The sequence below is a fragment of the Chitinophaga sp. XS-30 genome, from assembly GCF_008086345.1.
GTDB lineage: Bacteria > Bacteroidota > Bacteroidia > Chitinophagales > Chitinophagaceae > Chitinophaga.
In genome coordinates this window covers 3,177,117-3,197,180 of the sequence record NZ_CP043006.1, presented here as the reverse complement: position 1 = coordinate 3,197,180, position 20,064 = coordinate 3,177,117, and the positions used below count along the sequence as shown (strand labels likewise).

Genomic DNA, 20,064 nt, shown 5'->3' with positions numbered 1-20,064 from the left:
GTTTTGTATATATGTACTACATATCAAATGTAAGAAAATAGTATATAAATCAAAATGTTTTTATTTTTTTTATGAAAAATTCATTGTTGCCCGGTAAAGAATGTCCTTATATATAAATTATTGAAATGAATATCTATCAGTTTTATAGCAAAAGTAAGTATGTTAATGTGCTAATCAGAAGCATAGGCATGCCAAGTATTTTACTTGCCACAATCTTATTTTTTTCCTCTGCTTATATAAATAGAGAAGCTGTTGCTTACCATACTGATCAAAAACAGATGCCTAACATTCTGGTTTTAATTGCAGATGACTGGGGATATCCCAATGCGGGTATTTATGGTGATAAAGCTGTTAAAACGCCTAATTTTGACAAATTAGCAAAGAGTGGAGCATTGTTTACTAATGCTTTTACAACGCCGTCATGTTCACCTTCCCGTGCTTCTTTATTAACCGGACAGTGGCCACACAACCTTGAAGAAGGGGTGCATTTAAGGGGTTTTCTGCCAAAGAAGTTTCCTAATTATACAGAACTATTATCTATTCAGGGCTATACAGTAGGATTATATAAGAAAGGCTGGGGGCCCGGACAGTATCAATTAGGAGGCTATGAACATAACCCTGCAGGCCAAAGTTATCCTGGCTTTAAAGAATTTTATAAAGGTAAACCTAAAGATAAACCTTTTTGCTTCTGGTACGGAAGTACAAATCCTCATCGTCCCTACAAGCAAGGGATGGGAGCCCATACAGGCAAAACCCTTGCTTCTGTTACAGTTCCTGCTTTTTTACCAGACAGGCCTGAGATCAGGAGCGATATTTTAGATTATTATTATGAGGTAGAAGAATTTGATAAGGAAGTTGGAGAGGTAATAAAGATATTGGAGGCCGCAGGAGAATTGGAAAACACATTAATTGTAATTGCCGGTGACAACGGAATGCCTTTCCCTCGTGCCAAGGCTAATTTATATGATGCGGGCACCCATGTTCCTTTAGCTATTATTTGGCCTGGAAAAATAAAAGCGGGACAAGAATTGTCAGATTTTGTTGGGTTTAATGATCTTGCCCCTACTTTTCTGGAGGCAGCCGGCCAATCTGTTCCTTCTGTAATGTCAGGAAAAAGCCTGTTATCTTTGGTTACCGGAAAAGTAAAAACGCTGGGGCGTGATAAAATGTTTGTTGAAAGAGAAAGGCATGCTGAAGTTCGCGAAGGTAATATAGGCTACCCGGCCAGAGGTATTCGTACTAAAGACTTTTTGTATATCCGAAACTTTCGTCCTGAGCGCTGGCCTGCCGGAGATCCTGAAATGGGTTCTGGAATGTATGGTGATATTGATGGTTCACCAACTAAAACCTATATCATAGCACATAAAAATGAACCGGAAATAGCTCCTTTTTTTCAGCTGGCTTTTCTGAAAAGACCCGCAGAAGAACTTTATGATCTTAAAAATGATCCGAACCAGCTGAAAAATGTTGCACTGGATAAAAGATATCTAAAAACCAGGGAGAAGTTAAGTACCGAGTTAGCTAATTGGATGAAAGAAACCAGGGATCCTCGTTTAAATAATGGCGGCGATTATTTAGAAAAATATCCCTATACAACCGCTATACCTGCTAAATCTCCGACTAACAAAAAATAAATAGTTATTGTATTTTATAGTGATGATCAGGAACAAATGCAAATTCATGGGCATACCTTTTGCATGCTGATTTTACGCTCTTACCGTTGGTTGTATCTATAATTACTGGCGATTTATCATGGAGGGGCCGATAGTTGGGTGATCCGCTGCAACATACGGTTTTGCCAGGTCAGCTATACGAGCAACTTCAGCGTAAAGGCTGCGGGACCGGAAAAGCTGGTGTTTATGGCGAGTGTGCCGTCTATTTCTACCCGCAATTCCGTTGCCTGTCCATTGACCATCAACTGATACCGTGCGCCCGGCTTTAGCCCGTAAACACGAAAACCGCGGTTATTGGCACTCCTGACTGTCCATTTGCAGCCCCCGGCCTCCCAATAGTTCACTTCTAGATTGATGAACTCGTTGGCACCTGCATAACATACCAGCTTACTGTCTTCCCTGTTTCCCGGGAAAAAAACCAGGTCGTTTCCGGATTTTCCCGCACCGAAGGCATTGCTGCTTTTCACGGAAAATCCGGCGGTCTTCATCCGGTAATCGTCCACACTCAGCGTAAACGTGTAAACAGTATCCCGAAGCGTGTAGGAGAATTGAGTACCATTCAGCGCGGGCACCATATTCGGCTCCAGTCCCATGCGGTTCCATTTCGGACGGATGCCGTAAATATCACTGTAGAGCGCCGTTACGGTCGTGCTGCTGCCCGCCAGGATATCTGTGCCCACGCCGGTCTGCCCCACCCTGGTGTAGCGTTGAGCGGATAACCCGTCTTTACGGTATTGCACAAGGATATTGCTGATATACTTCATGGCGAGCGCATTGTTGTATCGTACATAGGACCGGATGCCCAGATAACCCCAGGTGGGAAAGATATCGCCATTCTCATAGGTCGGAAAAGGCCAGTTATTGCTATGTACTTCTTCCTGTCTGAAAGAATCAAAACAAAGTGGCCAATGAAAAAGGCTTTCGGCGATCATACGCTGCTCGATGTGCCCGAGAATGGTGGCGATGCGTTCGGGATCATCACAAAGTCCGAAAGCGATGGCGGCAAAATTTACCGGTGTTACCAGATTATCGCCCCGGATCGTGCCGTCATTGTCCCGCCAGTACACGTACTGTTTTTTGGCGGGAGACCAAAAACCTCCTTCGTCAACCGGTTTGTTAAAGGCATCCTTCAATCGCCGGGCAACTTGCTGATAGCGGGCCGCTTTGCCCGTGTCTCCAAGTACCAGCTCACATCCGGCCCATTGGTTGAGTGCTTCATATAGTTGGGCATTGACAAAGGCATTTTCAAAACCCGCCCATACAATATCGAGCCAGTCACTCGCTTTCTGTTCCGAAATATGGCCGTTCATCATCTCGAAAATCCCGTTATCATCGGTATCCCGCCGGATCAGCCAGTCCAGTGCCCTTTCACAGGATTGCTGATGCGATCTCAGCCAGTTCAGATCGCCGGTTAAATCGAACTGGCCGGCAGTATTGATAACGTAGCCCGTCTGGGAGTCAATGGTATATCCCCATTTGGCTTCATAATATCCGGTTTCACGGTTATAGGTGCCGGGTATCTCGTCCCCAGGTACATCATGCCAACGCGAAAGCACACGGCCGTCTTCCCGCATGGCAAAGTCTCTTTCCTGGTCAAGTGTGGCGGACAGGTTTTTCCGTATAGTGCTTGTCGTTCAATGCCAGTCCAATCTGGGCAAAGAAAGGTTCATGCAGGCACTTCCAGTTGGTGAGCCAGCCATTGGCGCCTACGATCTTGTTGTCAACCACGCCGTACCGGCCCGTTGTATTCAGCAGTTCCCGTACGGCCAAGACATCGATGCCCGGTAGTGTGCCGCGGTCATAGGTCTCCGAATAATCGAGATACTGCAATTCGCAGGTAACCTCAACTTTGCCTTTTCTCACTTCAAAAGGTGCAAATATATCCGCCTTTCGGGAAACAAACCGGCTCAGGTGGTAACGTTGACGCAGATCGTTGCCGGTGACGAGGTGAGTGCAGGTAAACGCACCCCTGTTCGTCCTGTGAATATTTGGTAGCAATTGACCGGGAGCCGTCTGCCCTTGCTGAAATCTTCAGGGCATCCCCGCTCTCTTCATTCCAGAATGTAACGCCGCCGGTATGTACACCGTAAGTATCGTTTGGGGCTGCGAGGTATTTGCACCAAACAACCCCGCCGTTATCGAGTATCCCTCCTTTCCACGTAGAAATATCCGCGAAATGCCATACCGGCAAGGCCATCTCCTCAAGCAATTGATCTTCATCGTACCTTCTGCTGATCGTCCATGCAATCTTGTTTCCATCCAGTGTAAAACTCCACGATTCCCCGATCTTTCCATAGCGTATGCCATCAATGATTATCCTGCCGGGCCGTTCCTTCACCGAAAGCTGCTGTCGTTCGCCCCAGGACTGCCATGATCCGTTTGCCGCCCGGACGGCGGTGAAAATTCCGGAAGGAGACAATGTATTTACACCGTTTACTTCCAGGGTCGAGATCCGGCAACCGCGGGAGTAGTTGATCAGCAGCGACAACTTTTGATCTGTAGTCGTTATCCTCACCGTCTTGTCCGCGGGGTCATGAACGATCTGCCCATTGGACAGGCCGGTAAACAGGCACATAAGGATAGTAGAAATAATTATTGTTGGTCTCATTTAAATTTACCATTCAAATTTCAGGGAAAACGAAATTATAATGCTATTCTCTTCCGCTCCGAAAGCGGCGCAACGCAAACATAGCCTATTTGGCCGGTTCCGGGGAACCCTCCCCTTTCATCATCCCCGCATATCGTGTTTCAAGCAGATCCTTCATCCAGCAATTAATTTCGTACTGCGGTGAAAGCGGTTGCCTGGTAAATGGAAGGAAGGCCATATATGGATAAGGCCCGAACTCCGGCGTGATGGTGGCCCGCTGGCTCCCGGTCTGGATCAAATGGTGTATCCACTGATCCCACCATGCCAGGTGATGCCGGAGCGCTTCCTGGTTTTCAGGCGCCCTTGGATCGGTTACCTGCGGACCTTCCGGGAAACCGACGCGGGCATGGAGATGCCTGCTGTGCCGGATGGCCAGTTCAACAGCATCCGCCTGGTCTTCCAGATAACTCTCGGATACACAGACCCAGTGGGACAGGTCCAGCGCCAATTCGAGTGAGGGGAATGCCGTCAGGTACTCCTGCACAATATGGGCAGCAAACGACCATTTGTTGCGATGCGTTTCATGGATGATCCGCACTGAAGATTCACGGCTTATACGGTCACATACCGCAAAACAGATTTCCATTTGCGCACGGGTATAATATTCGCGCCCGGTCTGCGAAACGATAAACTCGGGTTTGCCGGCAGCAGTTTGATACTCCAGTAATGTATAAAGATTGCGCGTCAACGCATCCACATACCGGTTAAAATCTTTTCCTTCCTGAAGTTCGGCATGAAGCAGGATGTACGAAAGACCTGCATCCCCGAGCGACTGGAGCATATCGGTATTTTTGGGGCTATCCGCCAGGGGGAATACCTCGACCCCGGCAAATCCGTCCTGCTTCACCCGCTGCGCGAAACGCGGCCAGCTCACATCTTCCGAACCCCAGCGGGGGCAATAAAAATCGATTTGCATCAGCGTGTTGTATAGATGAGGGGCATGAGTGCTTCATTATCCAGCAGATCACCGGTTTTCAATGTTTTCACGTATTCATCAGGAAGAATATTCGGTATGCCGTTATACGTGTTGCCATCGGGCATATAGGCGCAGGTCATGGCACGCCGGAATCCGGGCGTCATGTTGGCGTGTGCGCCATGGATAGTCAGCCCGTTGTGGAAGGAACAGCTCCCTGCTTTCATTACCGCGGCATGGGGTTTGACGGTCCGGAACTCCGGATAAACATCGAAAATGCCGCCCATATTTTTACCGATACCGGCATTTTTAAAAGAAGTGGTTTTATGTGAGCCCGGGATAAAGAACAGGCAACCGTTTTCTAGGGTAGCGTCATCCAGCGCTACCCAGATGGATAATGCCCGCCGGTCTGAAAAAGACCAGAATGGGGTATCCAGATGCCAGGAGGTTGGATTAGCCCATGGCCGTTTGATCAACGCCTGATCATGCCAGATGCGGATACCCTCCACTCCTGCCAGCTCTGCGGCCATTTTCCCGATGCGCTCATCCAGCATCAACGCTTTAACCGCCGTACTGGTTTGCCACAGGTTCAGCAACTGATCGAAAACATTATTGAAATAGGCCGCATCTTCATTGATGCCATCGTCCTCTCCTAACCGGATATCTTTTCCCGGTATCTTCAACCCGTTCCTGTCTTTGACCGCCTGCGTGACTGTCTGCCGCCACTGTTCAAGCTCTTCGGGGTCCAGAAAATCCTCTATGATCACATAGCCGTTCTCCCGGTAGAAACTGATCTGTTCGTTATGCAAGGTGTTTTTCATAAACGTGTTTTTTTGTTGGCGAAAATGATGGCTCAAATGTAGCCCGGCAGCACCGCTGATAAAATGACAAAACAGTCTTGATATTTGCACTTTCTGATTTTGTTTTCCATGCTATAAGCGAAGGAAACGCTGCTTGTATAAAATACAGGCTTTCAGTATGTTTGGGCTGGTCATCCAAGCACACCCGTTATGGAAAGCTATCATAAATACCTGCATGTCAGTGATCAGGATAAGGGACTGGGGATTTTATATCACTACGGCTGGTTATTGCAGAACAGACAAGCATGCACGTTACCCGGACAACTACCAGCATCCGGGAGACCATGTTTTTTCCTGGAACAAGGGACGGATCCTCGATGGTTACTATATCGTTTTCATCACCGATGGGAGCGGCGTATTCGAGTCCGCGGAAACGGCGCCGCAGGAGGTAGGCGCGGGCACGTGCTTCATGCTGTTCCCGGGGGTCTGGCACCGTTATAAACCCGATCCACTTGTTGGCTGGGAGGAATATTGGGTAGGGTTCAACGGGAGATACCCGCAATATGTTATGGAAAAATTCTTTGATCGAAAAAATCCGCTGATCAGGACCCGGATTAAATAAAGCGCTGCTGTCCGCATTTGCCGAATTGCTGGGCATTGTCTCCCAGGCGCAAATCGGCTACCCGCAAGTCATTTCGGGAATAGCACTGCAGATGCTGGGGCTGTTGAACAAAGTGCGATCAATGGAAGAAACGGAGAGCAATCCTGAATCCATATGGATTTCCCAAGCCGTTTTTATGCTACAGAATCAACTCCGGAACAATATCAATATGGAAGAACTGGCTGCGCAATTTCCTGTCAGCTATTCCAGGTTCCGGAAATCGTTCAAACAGTTGACCGGCAAATCTCCCAACCAGTATCATCTCGATCTGCGCCTGGATAAAGCGGAGGAACTGTTGAAGACTACCAGGCTAAGTATCAAAGAAATCGGTTACCATATCGGATTTGATTCACCGTACTATTTTTCCAGGTTATTCAAGGAGAAGTTTGGGGTATCGCCGAAAGTGTTTCGGGCGAAGTAACCTAAGGATTCCGTGGAAATTATCTTCGACAGCATCATACTTTCACGCTTCAGTCAGCGCCGGTGGCGACAACATTTTTTTGCCGTTTTTTCTGCCCCCGGTGATTTTTATTCCCGAAGTATTATTTAATTTCACGTCAAAATAGTATCCCTTTACGGTAAAATAATATCTTTTTTGAGAAAAATTTTCACTTATAGGTGAAATTCCAGAAAAGTTTGTTAACTTTGTAAAAGAGAAGATTGTGAAGAACAAATTAGTTCGTTTAACCCATGTTTCCGGAGAGGAGGCATCTGTTTACAGTATTTATTGCAGCCATCAGCAGAATGTATTGTTTGAGCAATTTTGCGGCAAATTCATCAACAACTACCCATGTGAGATCATGGACATCGTCAGGCGGCTAAGGTCTATAGGCACACAAACGGGGGTGCTCGAAAATTTCTTCAAGATGGAAGAAGGGCTTGAATGGGACGACCTGGTATGTGCGCTGTACGATGTTCCGGAAAAGAACATGCGGTTGTATTGCTTGCGGCTTACAGATCAAGTGGTCATTGCCGGCAGCGGGGGCCCAAAGCCGAAGCATATCCGGAAATGGCAGGATGATCCGGTGCTTAGTTCTGCAGTACATGAGATGATGCATTTTTCGAAGATCATCCGCACCAAGCTGGAACACGGTTCCCTGTATTTGTCGGATGATGAATTGATCCTTCAGGGAAATCTTGTATTGATCAACTAGAAAATGAACAGATGAAGTAACATAAGATCTGACCCATAAACAGATGAAATAACATGCCATCTGACTATAGTAACAGGTGAAATAATATTCCATCTGGCCGTAAAAATAAATATTGGCAGATGAAATAGCATTCCTTCTGACTAAGGAATAATAGTACAGATGAAATAACATTCCATCTGACCCGTAAAAAATATTAGCAGATGAAATAGCATTCCTTCTGACCCGTAAAAAAGCATTAACAGATGAAATAACATTCCATCTGACCCGTAAAAAACATTAACAGATGAAAAGGAAAACAAATACCAACGATTATTCAGGAGAATTCCTGGAAAAATTAGTACAGGCCATTACGCCCGAAGAGCAGGCCCGCACGGATGCCAGGATGAAACTGGCCGCCCGTATATATAAAGGCCTGCAGGCCAAACGATGGACGCAAACTCAGCTGGCGGAGGCCCTGCACAAGCAGGTTTCCGTGGTGTCCAAATGGCTGAGCGGCACACACAATTTTACCATCGACACCCTGACCGATATCGAGCGTGTATTGCATATCAAACTCCTGCATACAGACCAGGAAGAGGACGACAATGTGTTTAACACAGGAAGCAAACCGGTGTATAAATGAGCCTCTTTGCCCCTGCGCGGGGCAATCGTCACAAATCGAAGAACTGCCGCGTTCGGTTGACGCGGAGATCCCGCAGGATACCTGCCTTGGGATTGATGGTGATACTGAACTGACGATAGCTGCCGAAAGGCACGAGGTTGATGCTCATCTGCCAGCAATGCAGATCGCGCGAGATCGTTAGTGTAGTATAGGAGATCTGTTTCAACCGGAAGTCGAAACCACTGCTCATGATAATTTTCCACTTGGGTGTGAGGCTGAAGTCACCACTGAAACCCAGGAATTGCGTGAATATCGTAGTGTCCCGCAAACGGTCCACCGTTCTGGCACGGGAATAATTCAAACTATAGGAAAGGTCGAGCCGCCAGGGAATATCGAAATCCACATACTCTCCCGGGTTGGACCTCATCAGTTCCGCCTGGCGGCGCTGCTCTTCCAACTGGGCATCAGGCTGTTCATCCTGATCCGCAAGGTCTTCCTTCAGCTGTTCTTTTTCCTTGCTCTTTTTATCCTGGCTCTGGAACGAAGTGCTGATGGCAATATTGGCATTGGTCAAACGCCCCACACTGAAGTTCTGGCCCTGCCAGACGTACTTGTCGATCGGCAGGCCAAAGCTGTCCACCTGGTATGGATTAAGGGTACCTCCCGCCGAAACGTTCACTTTATCGAACAGGTTGGTTCTTGCATTCAGCGAGATGGGCGACAACCGGAAAGAATCGGCGACAAGGTTATAGGACCCGCTGAACCCGAAGCCATCCAGCAGCTTGATCTTTTTCATGCCGGAAGTATCCTTGTCCGACTTCACCTTCATTTCCAGGTTATTATCTATCCCGAAAGTGATACCGGCGAAGGTTTCAGGATTGGAGGGACCGAAAGGCGAATTGTCATAATAGGAATACCGCTGCATCTTCCCTTCCTTGTTGATCTGCAGCATGTAATAGTCCTTGCTCGCGAGGTCAGGCGTATAACTCACCCCTACGTTCGGGCGCATCACATGGCGGATGGCCTGCACCTTTGAATTTTTATTTTTGAACGCATACATCCCGTATATGGCCGTGGCCAGGGATGCGGAAGTAGACATAGCGCTGCTCCGGTAGAATCCGCTGTTGAACGTTGTATCAAAGCCTTCAGAAGTCTCGTTCCAGGATACGACCTGCTGCTTCAGGTACCACTTTTCCGTATAGGAAACACTTGGTGTCAGCGTCAGGTTGCGCATGATGGGAATGGACAGGGTAAGCGGTATCTGGTGCTGCATGCCGGTCTGCATTTTATCGAACATCGCAGGCCTGCCGAAGGTAGAATCCACGAAGCTCACTGTATTCCGCAGCAAACCGTTATAGCTGACACCGATCTTCTCGTACCATTTGGGGGTACCCACCATTTCTTTCGCCTGGAAGGGATAGAGGGTGTTCACGGTAAAAGACCCGTCGGGCAGTTTGATGTTTACCTGCCGGGTACTGGTATTCTGGTCGTGCCCCAGTGCCAGGGTAAGGTTATATGGCTTGCCGACCCAGCTTTTGGAATAGTTGATGGAGGAATACATCATATTATTCATACGGGTGGCAGCATTCGTTACATTGAACTGGTTGTAGGCAGAAGTACCGAAGTTAACGCTGGCGCCGAAATTCGTTCCGGGGCGGGCCTTCCCATCCTGGCTGTGGCTCCAGGTCACGCGGAAGTCCTTCGAGGTGGTAAACTCTGTTTTTACCTCGGGGTCCCCGAAGCGGGAATTGGAAAATGCAATGTTGAAACCACCATTATACTTGTAGCGCTTCCGGTAGGTGGGGCTCAGCGTGAACCCCCAGCTGCCGTAAGAGTACACATCGGCGCGAACAGTAAGGTCCAGGTACTCCCCCAGCCCGAAATAATAGCCCCCATTCTCCAGGCCGATCCCTTTCTGCTGGTTCACGGCGTATTGTGGAGGCAACAGACCGGTACGCTGTCCATGACTGATCGGGAAAATGGCAAAGGGAATGAACAACGGGGTGGGAATACCTTCTATTTCCAGGTTTGCCGGTCCCGATACAATGAGCTTGTCCGGTATCACCTTGATCTTCCTTGCCCGGAACGCAAAGTGGGGCGTATCCAGGTTACAGGTCGTATATCCGTTTTTGAAGCCGAATACGGTGTTATCAGGCTGTTTCTTCACTTTGGTACTGCTCACATAGCCCTCTCCGTACTGCGCCCTGGTCTGAAAGATCATGGCCTTGCCGCTGTTGAAGTTGTATTGCACGGAGTCCATCTCCGAACTGGTAGAACCGTCATTCAGGACGGGCTTCTCGAAAGGTTTGCCGGAAGTATCCTTACCCATGCGGGACGTGAGAATACCGGTGGACTGGTTAAAATTCATCGTGTTGCCGGTCAGCTGCGTCTGCTCATATTTTACATCGGCCTTGTTATATAGCCGGAATTCCTTTTTCTTTACCAGCATTACGATGGAATCCTGCGCTTTATAGTACACAGGCGCAGAAAGACTGTCTTTCGACAATTTCACCGGTATGCTGTCCTTGACCGTCAGGCTGCTGTCAGGCTGCAAAGTGCTGTCCGGTATGAAAACACTGTCCACCAGGTTCATTGGCGGAATGGTATCTGCCATCCTTTTGATGACCGGCCGGGTGGTATCATTTTTGAAAAAAGAGGAATCGATATCTTCTTTGGAGGGAAATTTGACGGTATGTGGCTGTGGGACGGTATCTGTGAAAGTTTTGTTAAAGTGCACAACCGGAAGTACGCCCGCACGGGCAAATTCGTCTTTTAATAGCGGCAGCGCCGTTAATAAAAGAAGAATCAAAGGCAGGAACAGCCGCCTTAAAAAGTTTTTATAATTATTTTTGCAGAAAGGGTCCATGTGTTAAGCGGGCACAAACCTACATGATTTTATACAAATTATTACATAGTACGCTGAAGGCCCGGGATGGGAAGACGGTATGGAATAGCGGATCGGCGTGCATCATATATGTATAAAATTATTGTGAACAATCAATACTGACCTTTTTAGCATTACATACAACCCATTAAAATAAACTGCTGACATGCGCTGGATAAGAGTTTTACTTTTCGGATCGGGTATAGGACTGATCTATTCCCTGTTCGTTTACGCAAAAATTACACCGGATTTACCGGTACAGGATAAGCCTATCCGTACCATTGTAATAGATGCCGGTCACGGAGGGCAGGATGTGGGTGCAAGAGGCAAATATTCTTATGAGAAGGATGTAGCGCTGGATGTGGCCCTCAAACTCGGGAAGATCATTGAAGATGCCATGCCGGACGTCAAGGTAGTGTACACCCGGAAAACGGACCGTTTTGATGATGTACATAAAAAAGCCGCTATTGCCAATCAAGCCCAGGGCGACCTTTTTATATCCATCCACTGTAATGCCGCAGCCAGCCTCTCCAAGGTGACGGGTTACAAATATGTAACGAAGAGGAACAGCAAAGGCAAGAAATATTCCAGGAAAGTGCCCATATATAAAAGGGTGCCCAACCCTGCCAAGGGGACGGAAACCTATATCTGGGCCACCGGGAAGAACAATGCGAAGGCGGAATCGCTCCGGAACAGCTCGGTGATCGTACTGGATGCCAACTCTGAGGAAACCCAGCAGCTGATGGACACCAATGACCCGGAAACCATCATTATGCTGAACACCCTCCGCAACGTTTTCTTCGATCAAAGCCTGCGCCTCTCCACCCTTGTGGAAGATGAATTCACCAAAGTAGGCCGGATCAGCCGCGGTGCCCGCCAGCGTAATGAAAAAGGCATCCTGGTGCTGCATGCCACCGCCATGCCCAGCGTATTGGTGGAACTGGGATTCATCAGCAACCCGGAGGAAGAAGATTACCTGAACTCCGCCAATGGCCAGAATGAAATGGCCCAGTGCATCTACCGCGCTGTAAAGCGGTATAAGGACGAACTGGAAAAAGTGTACAATTCCGCCCGTTCCGCCGCCGGCAATACAGTGCCGGCAGAACCACCTGCTGCCCCCGCCCGCCAGCATATACCCGCTTCCGTTAGTGTGCAGTCGGACAACACTCCTGTGACCGACCTCAAAGCGGTGTACTACAAAGTGCAGCTGATGACCACCGAAAAAGTGTACGCCCGTGGCGCAGACCTTTTCGAGAAGCTGGACGGTACGATCGACCGTGAAGTAATGAACCAGGGCAACAAAAAGTTAAATAAATATACCTGGGGCAATTTCCGCACAGAGGCCGAAGCCCTCTCTGCCATGTATAAAGCAAGGCAGCAGGGCTTTAAAGATGCTTTTGTGGTAACCTATCAGAACGGCACCAGGGTCGAACCATAGTTACGCTGGCCCGTCTTTTGAGTTAATTCTGTCTCCTGCGGCGGCTGCACCATTGTTTTTATCTATTTTTGCACACGAAACCTTAGATTTATCTCGATGCTTAAAATATCTAACGAAACAAAAGTAGGCGTATTGACAGCGCTGGGAATAGTATTACTGGTGATCGGGTTCAATATCCTGAAAGGCAGAAGCCTGTTTTCCAACAAGAAGACCATTTACGCTGTATATACCCAGGTGAACGGCCTCGCCCCTTCCAATGCCGTAGTCGTGAACGGCCTCTCCGTTGGCAGTGTTCTGGGCCTGGAAGTAATGGACAAACGTGCCGGGCGCATTCTGGTGACCCTGCAGATCAGCAAAGAGATAGAGATACCGGAAAACTCCGTGGCCCGTATCAGCTCTGATCTCCTCGGCACACGGAAAGTAGAGATCGATTTTGGTAACGCCAACACCTATCTGAAAAATAAAGACACTATTTATGCTGCCGTAGACGGTTCCATTACCGATGCGCTCAAAGAACAACTCAGCCCGCTTGTGAAAAAGCTGGAAATGACCCTGGGTGCAGTGGATACCCTCCTGCTCACCGTAAACTCGGTGTTCGACACCACTACCAAGCATAATATCCGTACAGCAGTAGCGGGACTTAGCGGGACTATGAACAACCTGGACAATGCCACCCGCTCCATCAACGGCATGCTTGCGGATAATGGCAGGATCGGCGGCACCTTTGCCAACTTCGAAGCCGTTTCCGCCAACCTGAAGGATAATAATGACAAGATCTCCAATATTCTCGGCAACTTCGACAAAGCATCCGGCACACTGGCCAACGGCCAGCTGGACACTGCGCTCGCTCAATTAAGCCATACCGTTACACAGCTGAACAGTGTGGTATCCAAAGTAAACAGCACAGATGGCACACTCGGTATGCTGATGAATGACAGGGCTGCGTATAACAATCTGCAGACATCTCTCGGCAGCCTTAACAAACTGCTGGAAGACCTCCGTTACAACCCCTGGAGGTATGTACACCTGAGCGTCTTCGGCAGAAAGAACAAGGTAGTGCCTATTCCCTCTGATACCTTGCAATTACAATAAAGGAAATGATCAGGAAATTACGATACGGCCTTATCCTGCTAGCAGTAACAGGTGCTACCGGCCTATTGGCTGCAAACAGCCATGACCGCATGCGTTTATCACCGGTACAGGAGGATACCACCTCCAAACGCATCGATCTCCTGCATGCGGATTTCGTGATCAATACCACCACAGATACCATCTCCAAACGAAGAGTGAAAGGGAATGTATCCTTCCGGCAGGGAACCAGTTACATGTACTGCGACAGTGCGGATATTGATGCGTTAAGCAACAAGATCGAAGCCTGGGGAAACGTTCATATCAACCAGAATGACAGCATTCACACGTATTCCGACTACCTGATCTATCTCGGCAATCAGCGGCTGGCAACCCTCACCGGCAACGCCAAACTAACCGATAACAAGGTGGTGCTTACCAGCCCGGAGTTGCAGTACGATATGAATACCAAGATCGGCACCTATACCCGGAATGGCAGGCTGGTCAACGAATCGTCCGTGCTCACGAGCCAGGAGGGCATTTATTATGCCGAAACCAAGGATGTTTATTTCAAGAAAAATGTGGTGATCGTGGACCCTGGATTCACCCTCAGCACAGACACGCTCCTCTACAACACCAATTCAAAAATAGCCACCATCCTGGTGCCGACGACCATCAACGATGGCAAGACCACCATGTACGTTACCAATGGGTACTATAACACCGCGAGCGGTTACGGGAGCTTCAGCCAGCGTCCGGTGATCGAGGACAGCACCAATACCTTTACCGCCAATGACATTCAGACCGATAAAGCTTCCGGTATTTCTGTAGCCACCGGCAATATGATCTGGCGCGATACCGCCCAGAAAATAGCTGTACTGGCCAACTACGGTATTGTGGACCAGAACCTGAAAACAGTGCTGGCCACACAAAAGCCGGTGATGATCCTGGAGGGAAAGACCGATACGCTTTTTGTGGCGGCAGATACGCTGTTCTCCGGCATTATCGGATTGCAGCGGGACAGCATTGCCGCTCCCCAAAATGGAACAGACAGCACCGTTGCCGTTGCTGGCGATACTGCGCTCAGGGGACCGAAAGACAGCGCTCGTGCGGCAGTTATGGCCGTTCCGCGGCAAAAGGATAGCGCTTTTACCGCCCTGCTGGACAAAGTTGTCGTGACGGATTCCGGTTACATCGCGGAAGGGGATTCCGCTCATCCGGCCCTCAAAGACAGCATCGCTCCGCGTCTCGTGATCAAAGATACAACCCCTTCTATCAGAGCAGACTCTATCTCAACCGTCAAAGCGGCAGGCATACGGCTCAAAGACACGGTCCCCCCTGCCCTCGCGGTGCAAACCGATTCGGTCAACGCTACATTGCCGGAACGCATCAACCGGGCGGATTCCATGGCCAACGCCCTGCTGGAACGGGTCGTCAAAACAGACACCAGCCTCGTAAAAAGGGATTCCTCGCTTGCAGCCTTTCCCGTACCGCTTGTGCTGGCAGATTCAACACCGGCTGCACTATCACCGGTAACAGCCGAGCCTAAAGACACTACAGAGAAAAGATTCATTATCGCCTACCATAACGTCAAGATCTATTCAGATTCCCTGCAAGGCGTAGCGGACAGCATATATTACTCGGGGGTGGATTCCATTTTCAGGATGTATAAAGACCCGGTGCTCTGGGCCAGCGATAACCAGATGTTCGGGGATACCATCTTCCTGTTCACCAAAAACCAGAAAGCAGACAAGCTGCTGCTCGACCAGAATGCACTCATTATCAGTGAAGCAGGCCCTGGTATGTACAACCAGGTGAAAGGGAATACCGTATTGGGGTATTTTGGTGATGAAAAGCTGGATTCCATGCATGTGAACGGGAATGCGGAGAATATTTACTATGTCAGGGACGACGACAGCGCCTACATCAGCGTGAACCGGCTGCTGTCCGCCACCACGCATATATATTTCGAAAACGGAGAACTGGAAAGAGTGGTATTTATCAAGGAAGCGGAAGCTACAATGTATCCCTTTACCCAGATGCCGGAAGAGCAGAAGCTGCTGCCCGGGTTCAAATGGATGATCCACCGGAAGCCAAAATCGAAATACGAATTGATCGGACAATAAACAAAACGACAAGCATGAATATTATCGGGAAAGTAAGGAACAAGCTGATATCACCTATATTTCAATTTCTGGCGGATAGCCGTGCGGTAGGCATTGTGCTGATTGCCTGCACCGTTATATCGCTGTTTCTTGCCAACTCTGCCTGGGCAACACCCTACGTAAGTTTCTTCAACACGCTGTTCGATCCCGCCGGGGGGCATCATTATGAATGGCAGGGGTTGCACCTCCCTAACTCCTGGCTGCTGTGGATCAACGACGGCTTTATGGTACTCTTCTTTTTCCTCGTAGGCATGGAGATCAAGCGGGAACTGACCACCGGTGAGCTGGCCTCCATCAGGAAGTCGCTTTTGCCCGTCCTTGCCGCTGCAGGCGGTATGCTGGCTCCTGCGCTGATCTATGTTTTATTCAACAACGGCACGCCTTTCGGGCATGGATGGGGAATACCCATGGCTACGGACATTGCCTTCTCCCTTGGCATCCTTTCCCTTCTCGGTTCCCGTGTGCCCATCAGCCTCAAGATATTCCTGACCGCCCTTGCTATTATCGATGACCTCGGCGCCATCCTCACGATCGCCATTTTTTATACGGATGAACTGCATACGATGTACCTGTACATCGGTGGCGGCATCTTTGCGCTGCTGTTGCTGCTCAATTACCTGAAAGTACAACGGCTCATATTCTATTTCATCCCCGGCATCATCCTCTGGTATTGCATCTTCAACTCCGGCATCCATGCCACAATAGCCGGTGTGCTGCTGGCATTCACCATTCCGCTGGGCAAGATCAATGCCCTGGAACACAATCTCCATGATCCGGTGAACTTTCTCATTATGCCGGCATTCGCGCTTGCCAATACGGCTATTGCCTTCCCGGCCGATCTCATGCAGGCATTCTCCCATTCCGTTAGTTTCGGCGTGATGGCAGGCCTCGTCCTGGGCAAACCACTGGGTATCTTCCTGATCTGTTTCCTGGCCGTAAAACTGAAACTGGCCAGCCTGCCGTCCAACACAAACTGGAAACAGTTATGGGGGGTAGGCATGATCGCAGGCGTCGGTTTCACCATGAGCATTTTTATTGCCACCCTGGCGTTCAAAGAGGTGGACATCCAGGTGGTCTCCGTGATGTCCGTTATCCTGGCCTCCGTTGTTGCCGGTCTCGGAGGTTTCATCTTCCTCCGTGCCACATGCAGGGAAGTAGCAGCGTAAGCCTTTGGCATTGTTATTGTAAATACGAGATCACATGAGACACTGCGCCATTACCGTTTTAATGATACTGGGCTTTGCGACCGGAGCACCGGCACAGGAAACGCCCCGTCTTGAGGCGGGGGTGCGCCTGGGATTGCCGCTGGGGGTGACCGGCCGGTATTTCTTTACGGAGCGTTCAGCTGCGGAAGCCATTGTGGGACTGTATAACAAAACAGCTTCGCTGACGGCCTTGTATCAGCATCATTTCGATCTTTCCGCACTGACCATACAGGGATTTGGATGGTATGCAGGCGGCGGAGCGCACATCGGCACGAGGGAGACCGAAGGCAGCCAGGAGTTCCTGGCGGGAGTAGACGGCATTGCCGGCATCAACTACAATTTTTCCGGCATCCCGCTCAACCTGAGCCTGGACTGGAAGCCTGCCATTCACTTTACCACTTCTTCGGAACTGGCGGAATTCGGCATTTCGGCCAGGTATATTTTCGGACGCAGGAAATAACTTTTTTTAAAATAAAGACAACTATATGAAAAGGATTCTGTTGCTCTTCGGAGTACTTTCTTTGATGGCCTTCCAGGCAAATGCGCAGCGCGGCGGTTCTCCCGCGGATTACAAGACGGCACTCGGCATACGTACCAATCCCTGGACAGTAGGTTTCACAGCAAAGCATTTCCTGCAAGGGCCGCACGCAATTGAGGGGATCGTATCCCATTACTTCGGTGGCAGGGACGATGCAGGCTCCAACGTCACTTTCACAGGGCTATACCAGTTTCACTGGGGCTTTACCAACAAATCCGAGTGGAACATGTACGCCGGTGGCGGTGCCCATGTTGGGTTCTGGAGAGACTACTACTGGGATAACGGACGTCGCCATAACGACGGTACGGACGCTGTTGTGGGACTTGACGGTATCTTCGGGGTGGAGTACACCTTCAAGAGCATCCCGCTGAACCTGAGTGCGGACGCAAAACCGTTCTTCAACTTTACCGGTGGGCATGATTTCATTGGTGAACAGCTGATCGGGGTATCCGCACGGTACACATTTAAATGATAACGAACGCTTTTTGAAAGTCCTCCGGAAAACCGGGGGACTTTTTGTTTGATGGAGGCCCGGAGGATGGTGAGCCCGCTTCCGAAGTTCCCCGGAAACTGACGGGTGCTGTTTGATGAGCTGCGACATGACCAGCGGCGGAAACCGGCGGGTGCTGTTTGATGAGTTACAACATGACCAGCGGCGGAAACCGGCGGGTGCTGTTTGATGAGCTGCGACATGACCAGCGGCGAAACTGACGGGGCTGTTCGATGAGCTGCGAGTTGCATTGAAAATGCTCCTGCATCCTGCCGCGGCTCCCGATGTGACGGGAAATATCTATATTTAGCCCGATGAAAATCCTTTCCGCACCACAGATCAGGGCTGCCGATGCCTACACGATCGAACATGAACCTGTCCGCAGCGTATTGCTGATGGAACGCGCCGCCGCTGAATGCGCGGGATGGATGGTGCATACCTTCGGTGAAAACCCTCCTCCCTTTTACATTTTCTGCGGTATGGGCAACAACGGCGGTGACGGACTGGTGATCGCCAGGCTGCTGAAAGAACATGGCTTTACCGTCCAGGCCTGGCTGGTACATCATTCCGACGCAGCTTCGGAAGACAATCTCGCCAACCAGCCGCATTATGCCGCACTGCAGCATATCCACTCCCTGGCAGATTTTCCGGTTATGGAAGAGCATGGCGTTATCGTGGACGCGATCTTCGGCACAGGCCTCTCCCGCCCTGTTGAAGGATGGGTGGCCGGTATCATTCACAAGATCAACGACCAGCGCAGCCGCCAAACCATCGTTTCGATAGATATGCCCTCGGGACTGTTAGCAGACCAGGCTTCCGGGCATGCACCGTGCATCCATGCCCGTTATACGTTGAGCTTCCAGTTCTACAAGCTGGCGTTCCTGCTACCTGAGAATGCGGACAAAGCGGGACAGGTGGTGATCCTGCAGATCGGCCTGCACCCGGATTATATCGCACAGGTACAAACACGCTTTCATGTGGTGGATGAGGTGATCATCCGCACCATTTACCAGCCCCGCGACCCTTTCGCGCACAAAGGCACCTACGGCCACGCTTTCCTGGTGGCGGGCAGCTACGGCAAGATGGGGGCGGCTGTTCTTGCGGCAAAGGCCTGCCTCCGGGCGGGCGCGGGGTTGCTCACCATGCATGTACCGCGATGCGGATACGAGATCGCGCAAACCTCCGTACCCGAAGCGATGTGCGAAACAGAAGACACCGCGCACTTCAGCGCACACTTCCATGAAACCGTCAAAGACAGTTATGCCAGCATCGGCATCGGTCCGGGTACCGGCACGGAAGCCACAACTGCCAAAGCCCTGGAGAAACTGCTGGGCAAATTCGGCAGGCCGATGGTCCTGGACGCCGATGCCCTTAATATTATCAGCCACTACCCTTTTCTGCTGCAGAAAATCCCGCACAGCTCCATCCTCACCCCGCATCCTAAAGAATTTGAACGGCTCTTTGGCCCTACGGCAGACCATTTTGAGCGGCTGGCCCTGCTATCCGCCAAGGCACAGGAACTGCAGTTATATATCCTGCTGAAAGGCCGCTTCAGCGCAATGGCTTGTCCCGATGGCGCCGTGTATTTCAATCCCACCGGTAACCCGGGCATGGCCAGTGCAGGCAGCGGGGATGTGCTGACGGGTATATTGACCGGCCTCCTCTGCCAGGGGTACACACCGAAAGCCGCGTTGCTGCTGGGCGTCTGGCTGCATGGCCTGGCCGGGGACCTGGCGGCCGACGATATTTCGGAGGAAGCCCTGATCGCAGAAGATATCATCAATTACCTCGGCCTGGCCTGGCTGAAAGTCCGGAATACCTGATAAG

At 50.0% G+C, this 20,064-nt stretch carries 18 protein-coding genes; 12 read left to right on the top strand and 6 right to left on the bottom strand.

The features are described from left to right. The first annotated feature begins 125 nt into the window (after positions 1-125). Positions 126-1,634: a sulfatase gene (locus tag FW415_RS13160; RefSeq protein ID WP_148385696.1), complete on the top strand. Its 1,509-nt coding sequence runs from the start codon at positions 126-128 to the stop codon at positions 1,632-1,634. A gap of 173 nt (positions 1,635-1,807) precedes the next feature. Here FW415_RS13160 and FW415_RS25145 read toward each other — a convergent pair whose 3' ends face one another. The 5 genes from FW415_RS25145 to FW415_RS13135 all read right to left on the bottom strand — a co-directional run bounded on the left by FW415_RS25145 (position 1,808) and on the right by FW415_RS13135 (position 6,054). Then, on the bottom strand, positions 1,808-3,247 hold the full coding sequence (locus tag FW415_RS25145; RefSeq protein WP_148385694.1) for a hypothetical protein: 1,440 nt from the start codon (positions 3,245-3,247) through the stop codon (positions 1,808-1,810). Between the two features lie 19 nt (positions 3,248-3,266). Continuing rightward, complete coding sequence (locus tag FW415_RS25140) at positions 3,267-3,536, bottom strand: hypothetical protein (protein WP_148385691.1); 270 nt, start codon at positions 3,534-3,536, stop codon at positions 3,267-3,269. A 1-nt stretch (position 3,537) separates the two neighbouring features. Then, the gene (locus FW415_RS25135; RefSeq protein WP_148385689.1) at positions 3,538-4,281 is read right to left on the bottom strand and encodes a hypothetical protein; all 744 of its coding nucleotides are present in this window, start codon (positions 4,279-4,281) and stop codon (positions 3,538-3,540) included. Between the two features lie 85 nt (positions 4,282-4,366). After that, positions 4,367-5,236: a sugar phosphate isomerase/epimerase gene (locus FW415_RS13140; protein ID WP_148385687.1), complete on the bottom strand. Its 870-nt coding sequence runs from the start codon at positions 5,234-5,236 to the stop codon at positions 4,367-4,369. Beyond that, on the bottom strand, positions 5,236-6,054 hold the full coding sequence (locus FW415_RS13135; RefSeq protein ID WP_148385685.1) for a phytanoyl-CoA dioxygenase family protein: 819 nt from the start codon (positions 6,052-6,054) through the stop codon (positions 5,236-5,238). The genes FW415_RS13140 and FW415_RS13135 overlap by 1 nt, the downstream gene beginning before the upstream one ends. Positions 6,055-6,268: 214 nt before the next feature. Here FW415_RS13135 and FW415_RS25385 point away from each other — a divergent pair, with 214 nt between their 5' ends. The 4 genes from FW415_RS25385 to FW415_RS13120 all read left to right on the top strand — a co-directional run bounded on the left by FW415_RS25385 (position 6,269) and on the right by FW415_RS13120 (position 8,470). Continuing rightward, positions 6,269-6,655, top strand: a complete 387-nt coding sequence (locus FW415_RS25385) for an AraC family ligand binding domain-containing protein (protein WP_246858735.1) — start codon at positions 6,269-6,271, stop codon at positions 6,653-6,655. A gap of 175 nt (positions 6,656-6,830) precedes the next feature. Then, positions 6,831-7,115 carry a helix-turn-helix transcriptional regulator gene (locus tag FW415_RS25380; RefSeq protein WP_246858734.1) on the top strand — a complete coding sequence of 95 codons (285 nt, stop codon included), beginning with the start codon at positions 6,831-6,833 and terminating at the stop codon, positions 7,113-7,115. 241 nt (positions 7,116-7,356) lie between these two features. Then, positions 7,357-7,848 (top strand): hypothetical protein, encoded by a 492-nt coding sequence (locus FW415_RS13125; RefSeq protein ID WP_148385683.1) that lies wholly within the window; start codon positions 7,357-7,359, stop codon positions 7,846-7,848. A 283-nt stretch (positions 7,849-8,131) separates the two neighbouring features. Next, entirely contained in the window at positions 8,132-8,470 is a 339-nt protein-coding gene (locus FW415_RS13120) for a helix-turn-helix transcriptional regulator (RefSeq protein WP_148385681.1), read from the top strand. 28 nt (positions 8,471-8,498) lie between these two features. Here FW415_RS13120 and FW415_RS13115 read toward each other — a convergent pair whose 3' ends face one another. Next, positions 8,499-11,063 carry a putative LPS assembly protein LptD gene (locus tag FW415_RS13115; RefSeq protein WP_148385678.1) on the bottom strand — a complete coding sequence of 855 codons (2,565 nt, stop codon included), beginning with the start codon at positions 11,061-11,063 and terminating at the stop codon, positions 8,499-8,501. Positions 11,064-11,499: 436 nt separating this feature from the next. On the opposite strand from FW415_RS13115, the gene FW415_RS13110 reads away from it, so the two are divergent. From FW415_RS13110 to FW415_RS13080, 7 genes are all read left to right on the top strand, one after another. After that, positions 11,500-12,771, top strand: coding sequence for an N-acetylmuramoyl-L-alanine amidase (locus tag FW415_RS13110; RefSeq protein ID WP_148385676.1), 1,272 nt, complete (start codon positions 11,500-11,502; stop codon positions 12,769-12,771). A gap of 96 nt (positions 12,772-12,867) precedes the next feature. After that, positions 12,868-13,863, top strand: coding sequence for an MlaD family protein (locus FW415_RS13105; RefSeq protein ID WP_148385673.1), 996 nt, complete (start codon positions 12,868-12,870; stop codon positions 13,861-13,863). Positions 13,864-13,868: 5 nt separating this feature from the next. Continuing rightward, the gene (locus FW415_RS13100) at positions 13,869-15,965 is read left to right on the top strand and encodes an OstA-like protein (protein WP_148385669.1); all 2,097 of its coding nucleotides are present in this window, start codon (positions 13,869-13,871) and stop codon (positions 15,963-15,965) included. 14 nt (positions 15,966-15,979) lie between these two features. Then, positions 15,980-17,170 (top strand): Na+/H+ antiporter NhaA, encoded by a 1,191-nt coding sequence (gene nhaA, locus FW415_RS13095; protein ID WP_148385666.1) that lies wholly within the window; start codon positions 15,980-15,982, stop codon positions 17,168-17,170. A 34-nt stretch (positions 17,171-17,204) separates the two neighbouring features. Beyond that, a complete protein-coding gene (locus tag FW415_RS13090) occupies positions 17,205-17,669 on the top strand; it encodes a hypothetical protein (RefSeq protein ID WP_148385664.1) in 465 nt (154 codons plus the stop codon). A 25-nt stretch (positions 17,670-17,694) separates the two neighbouring features. Continuing rightward, positions 17,695-18,219, top strand: a complete 525-nt coding sequence (locus tag FW415_RS13085) for a hypothetical protein (protein ID WP_148385661.1) — start codon at positions 17,695-17,697, stop codon at positions 18,217-18,219. A 332-nt stretch (positions 18,220-18,551) separates the two neighbouring features. Then, positions 18,552-20,060: an NAD(P)H-hydrate dehydratase gene (locus FW415_RS13080; protein WP_148385659.1), complete on the top strand. Its 1,509-nt coding sequence runs from the start codon at positions 18,552-18,554 to the stop codon at positions 20,058-20,060. Positions 20,061-20,064 lie beyond the last annotated feature (4 nt).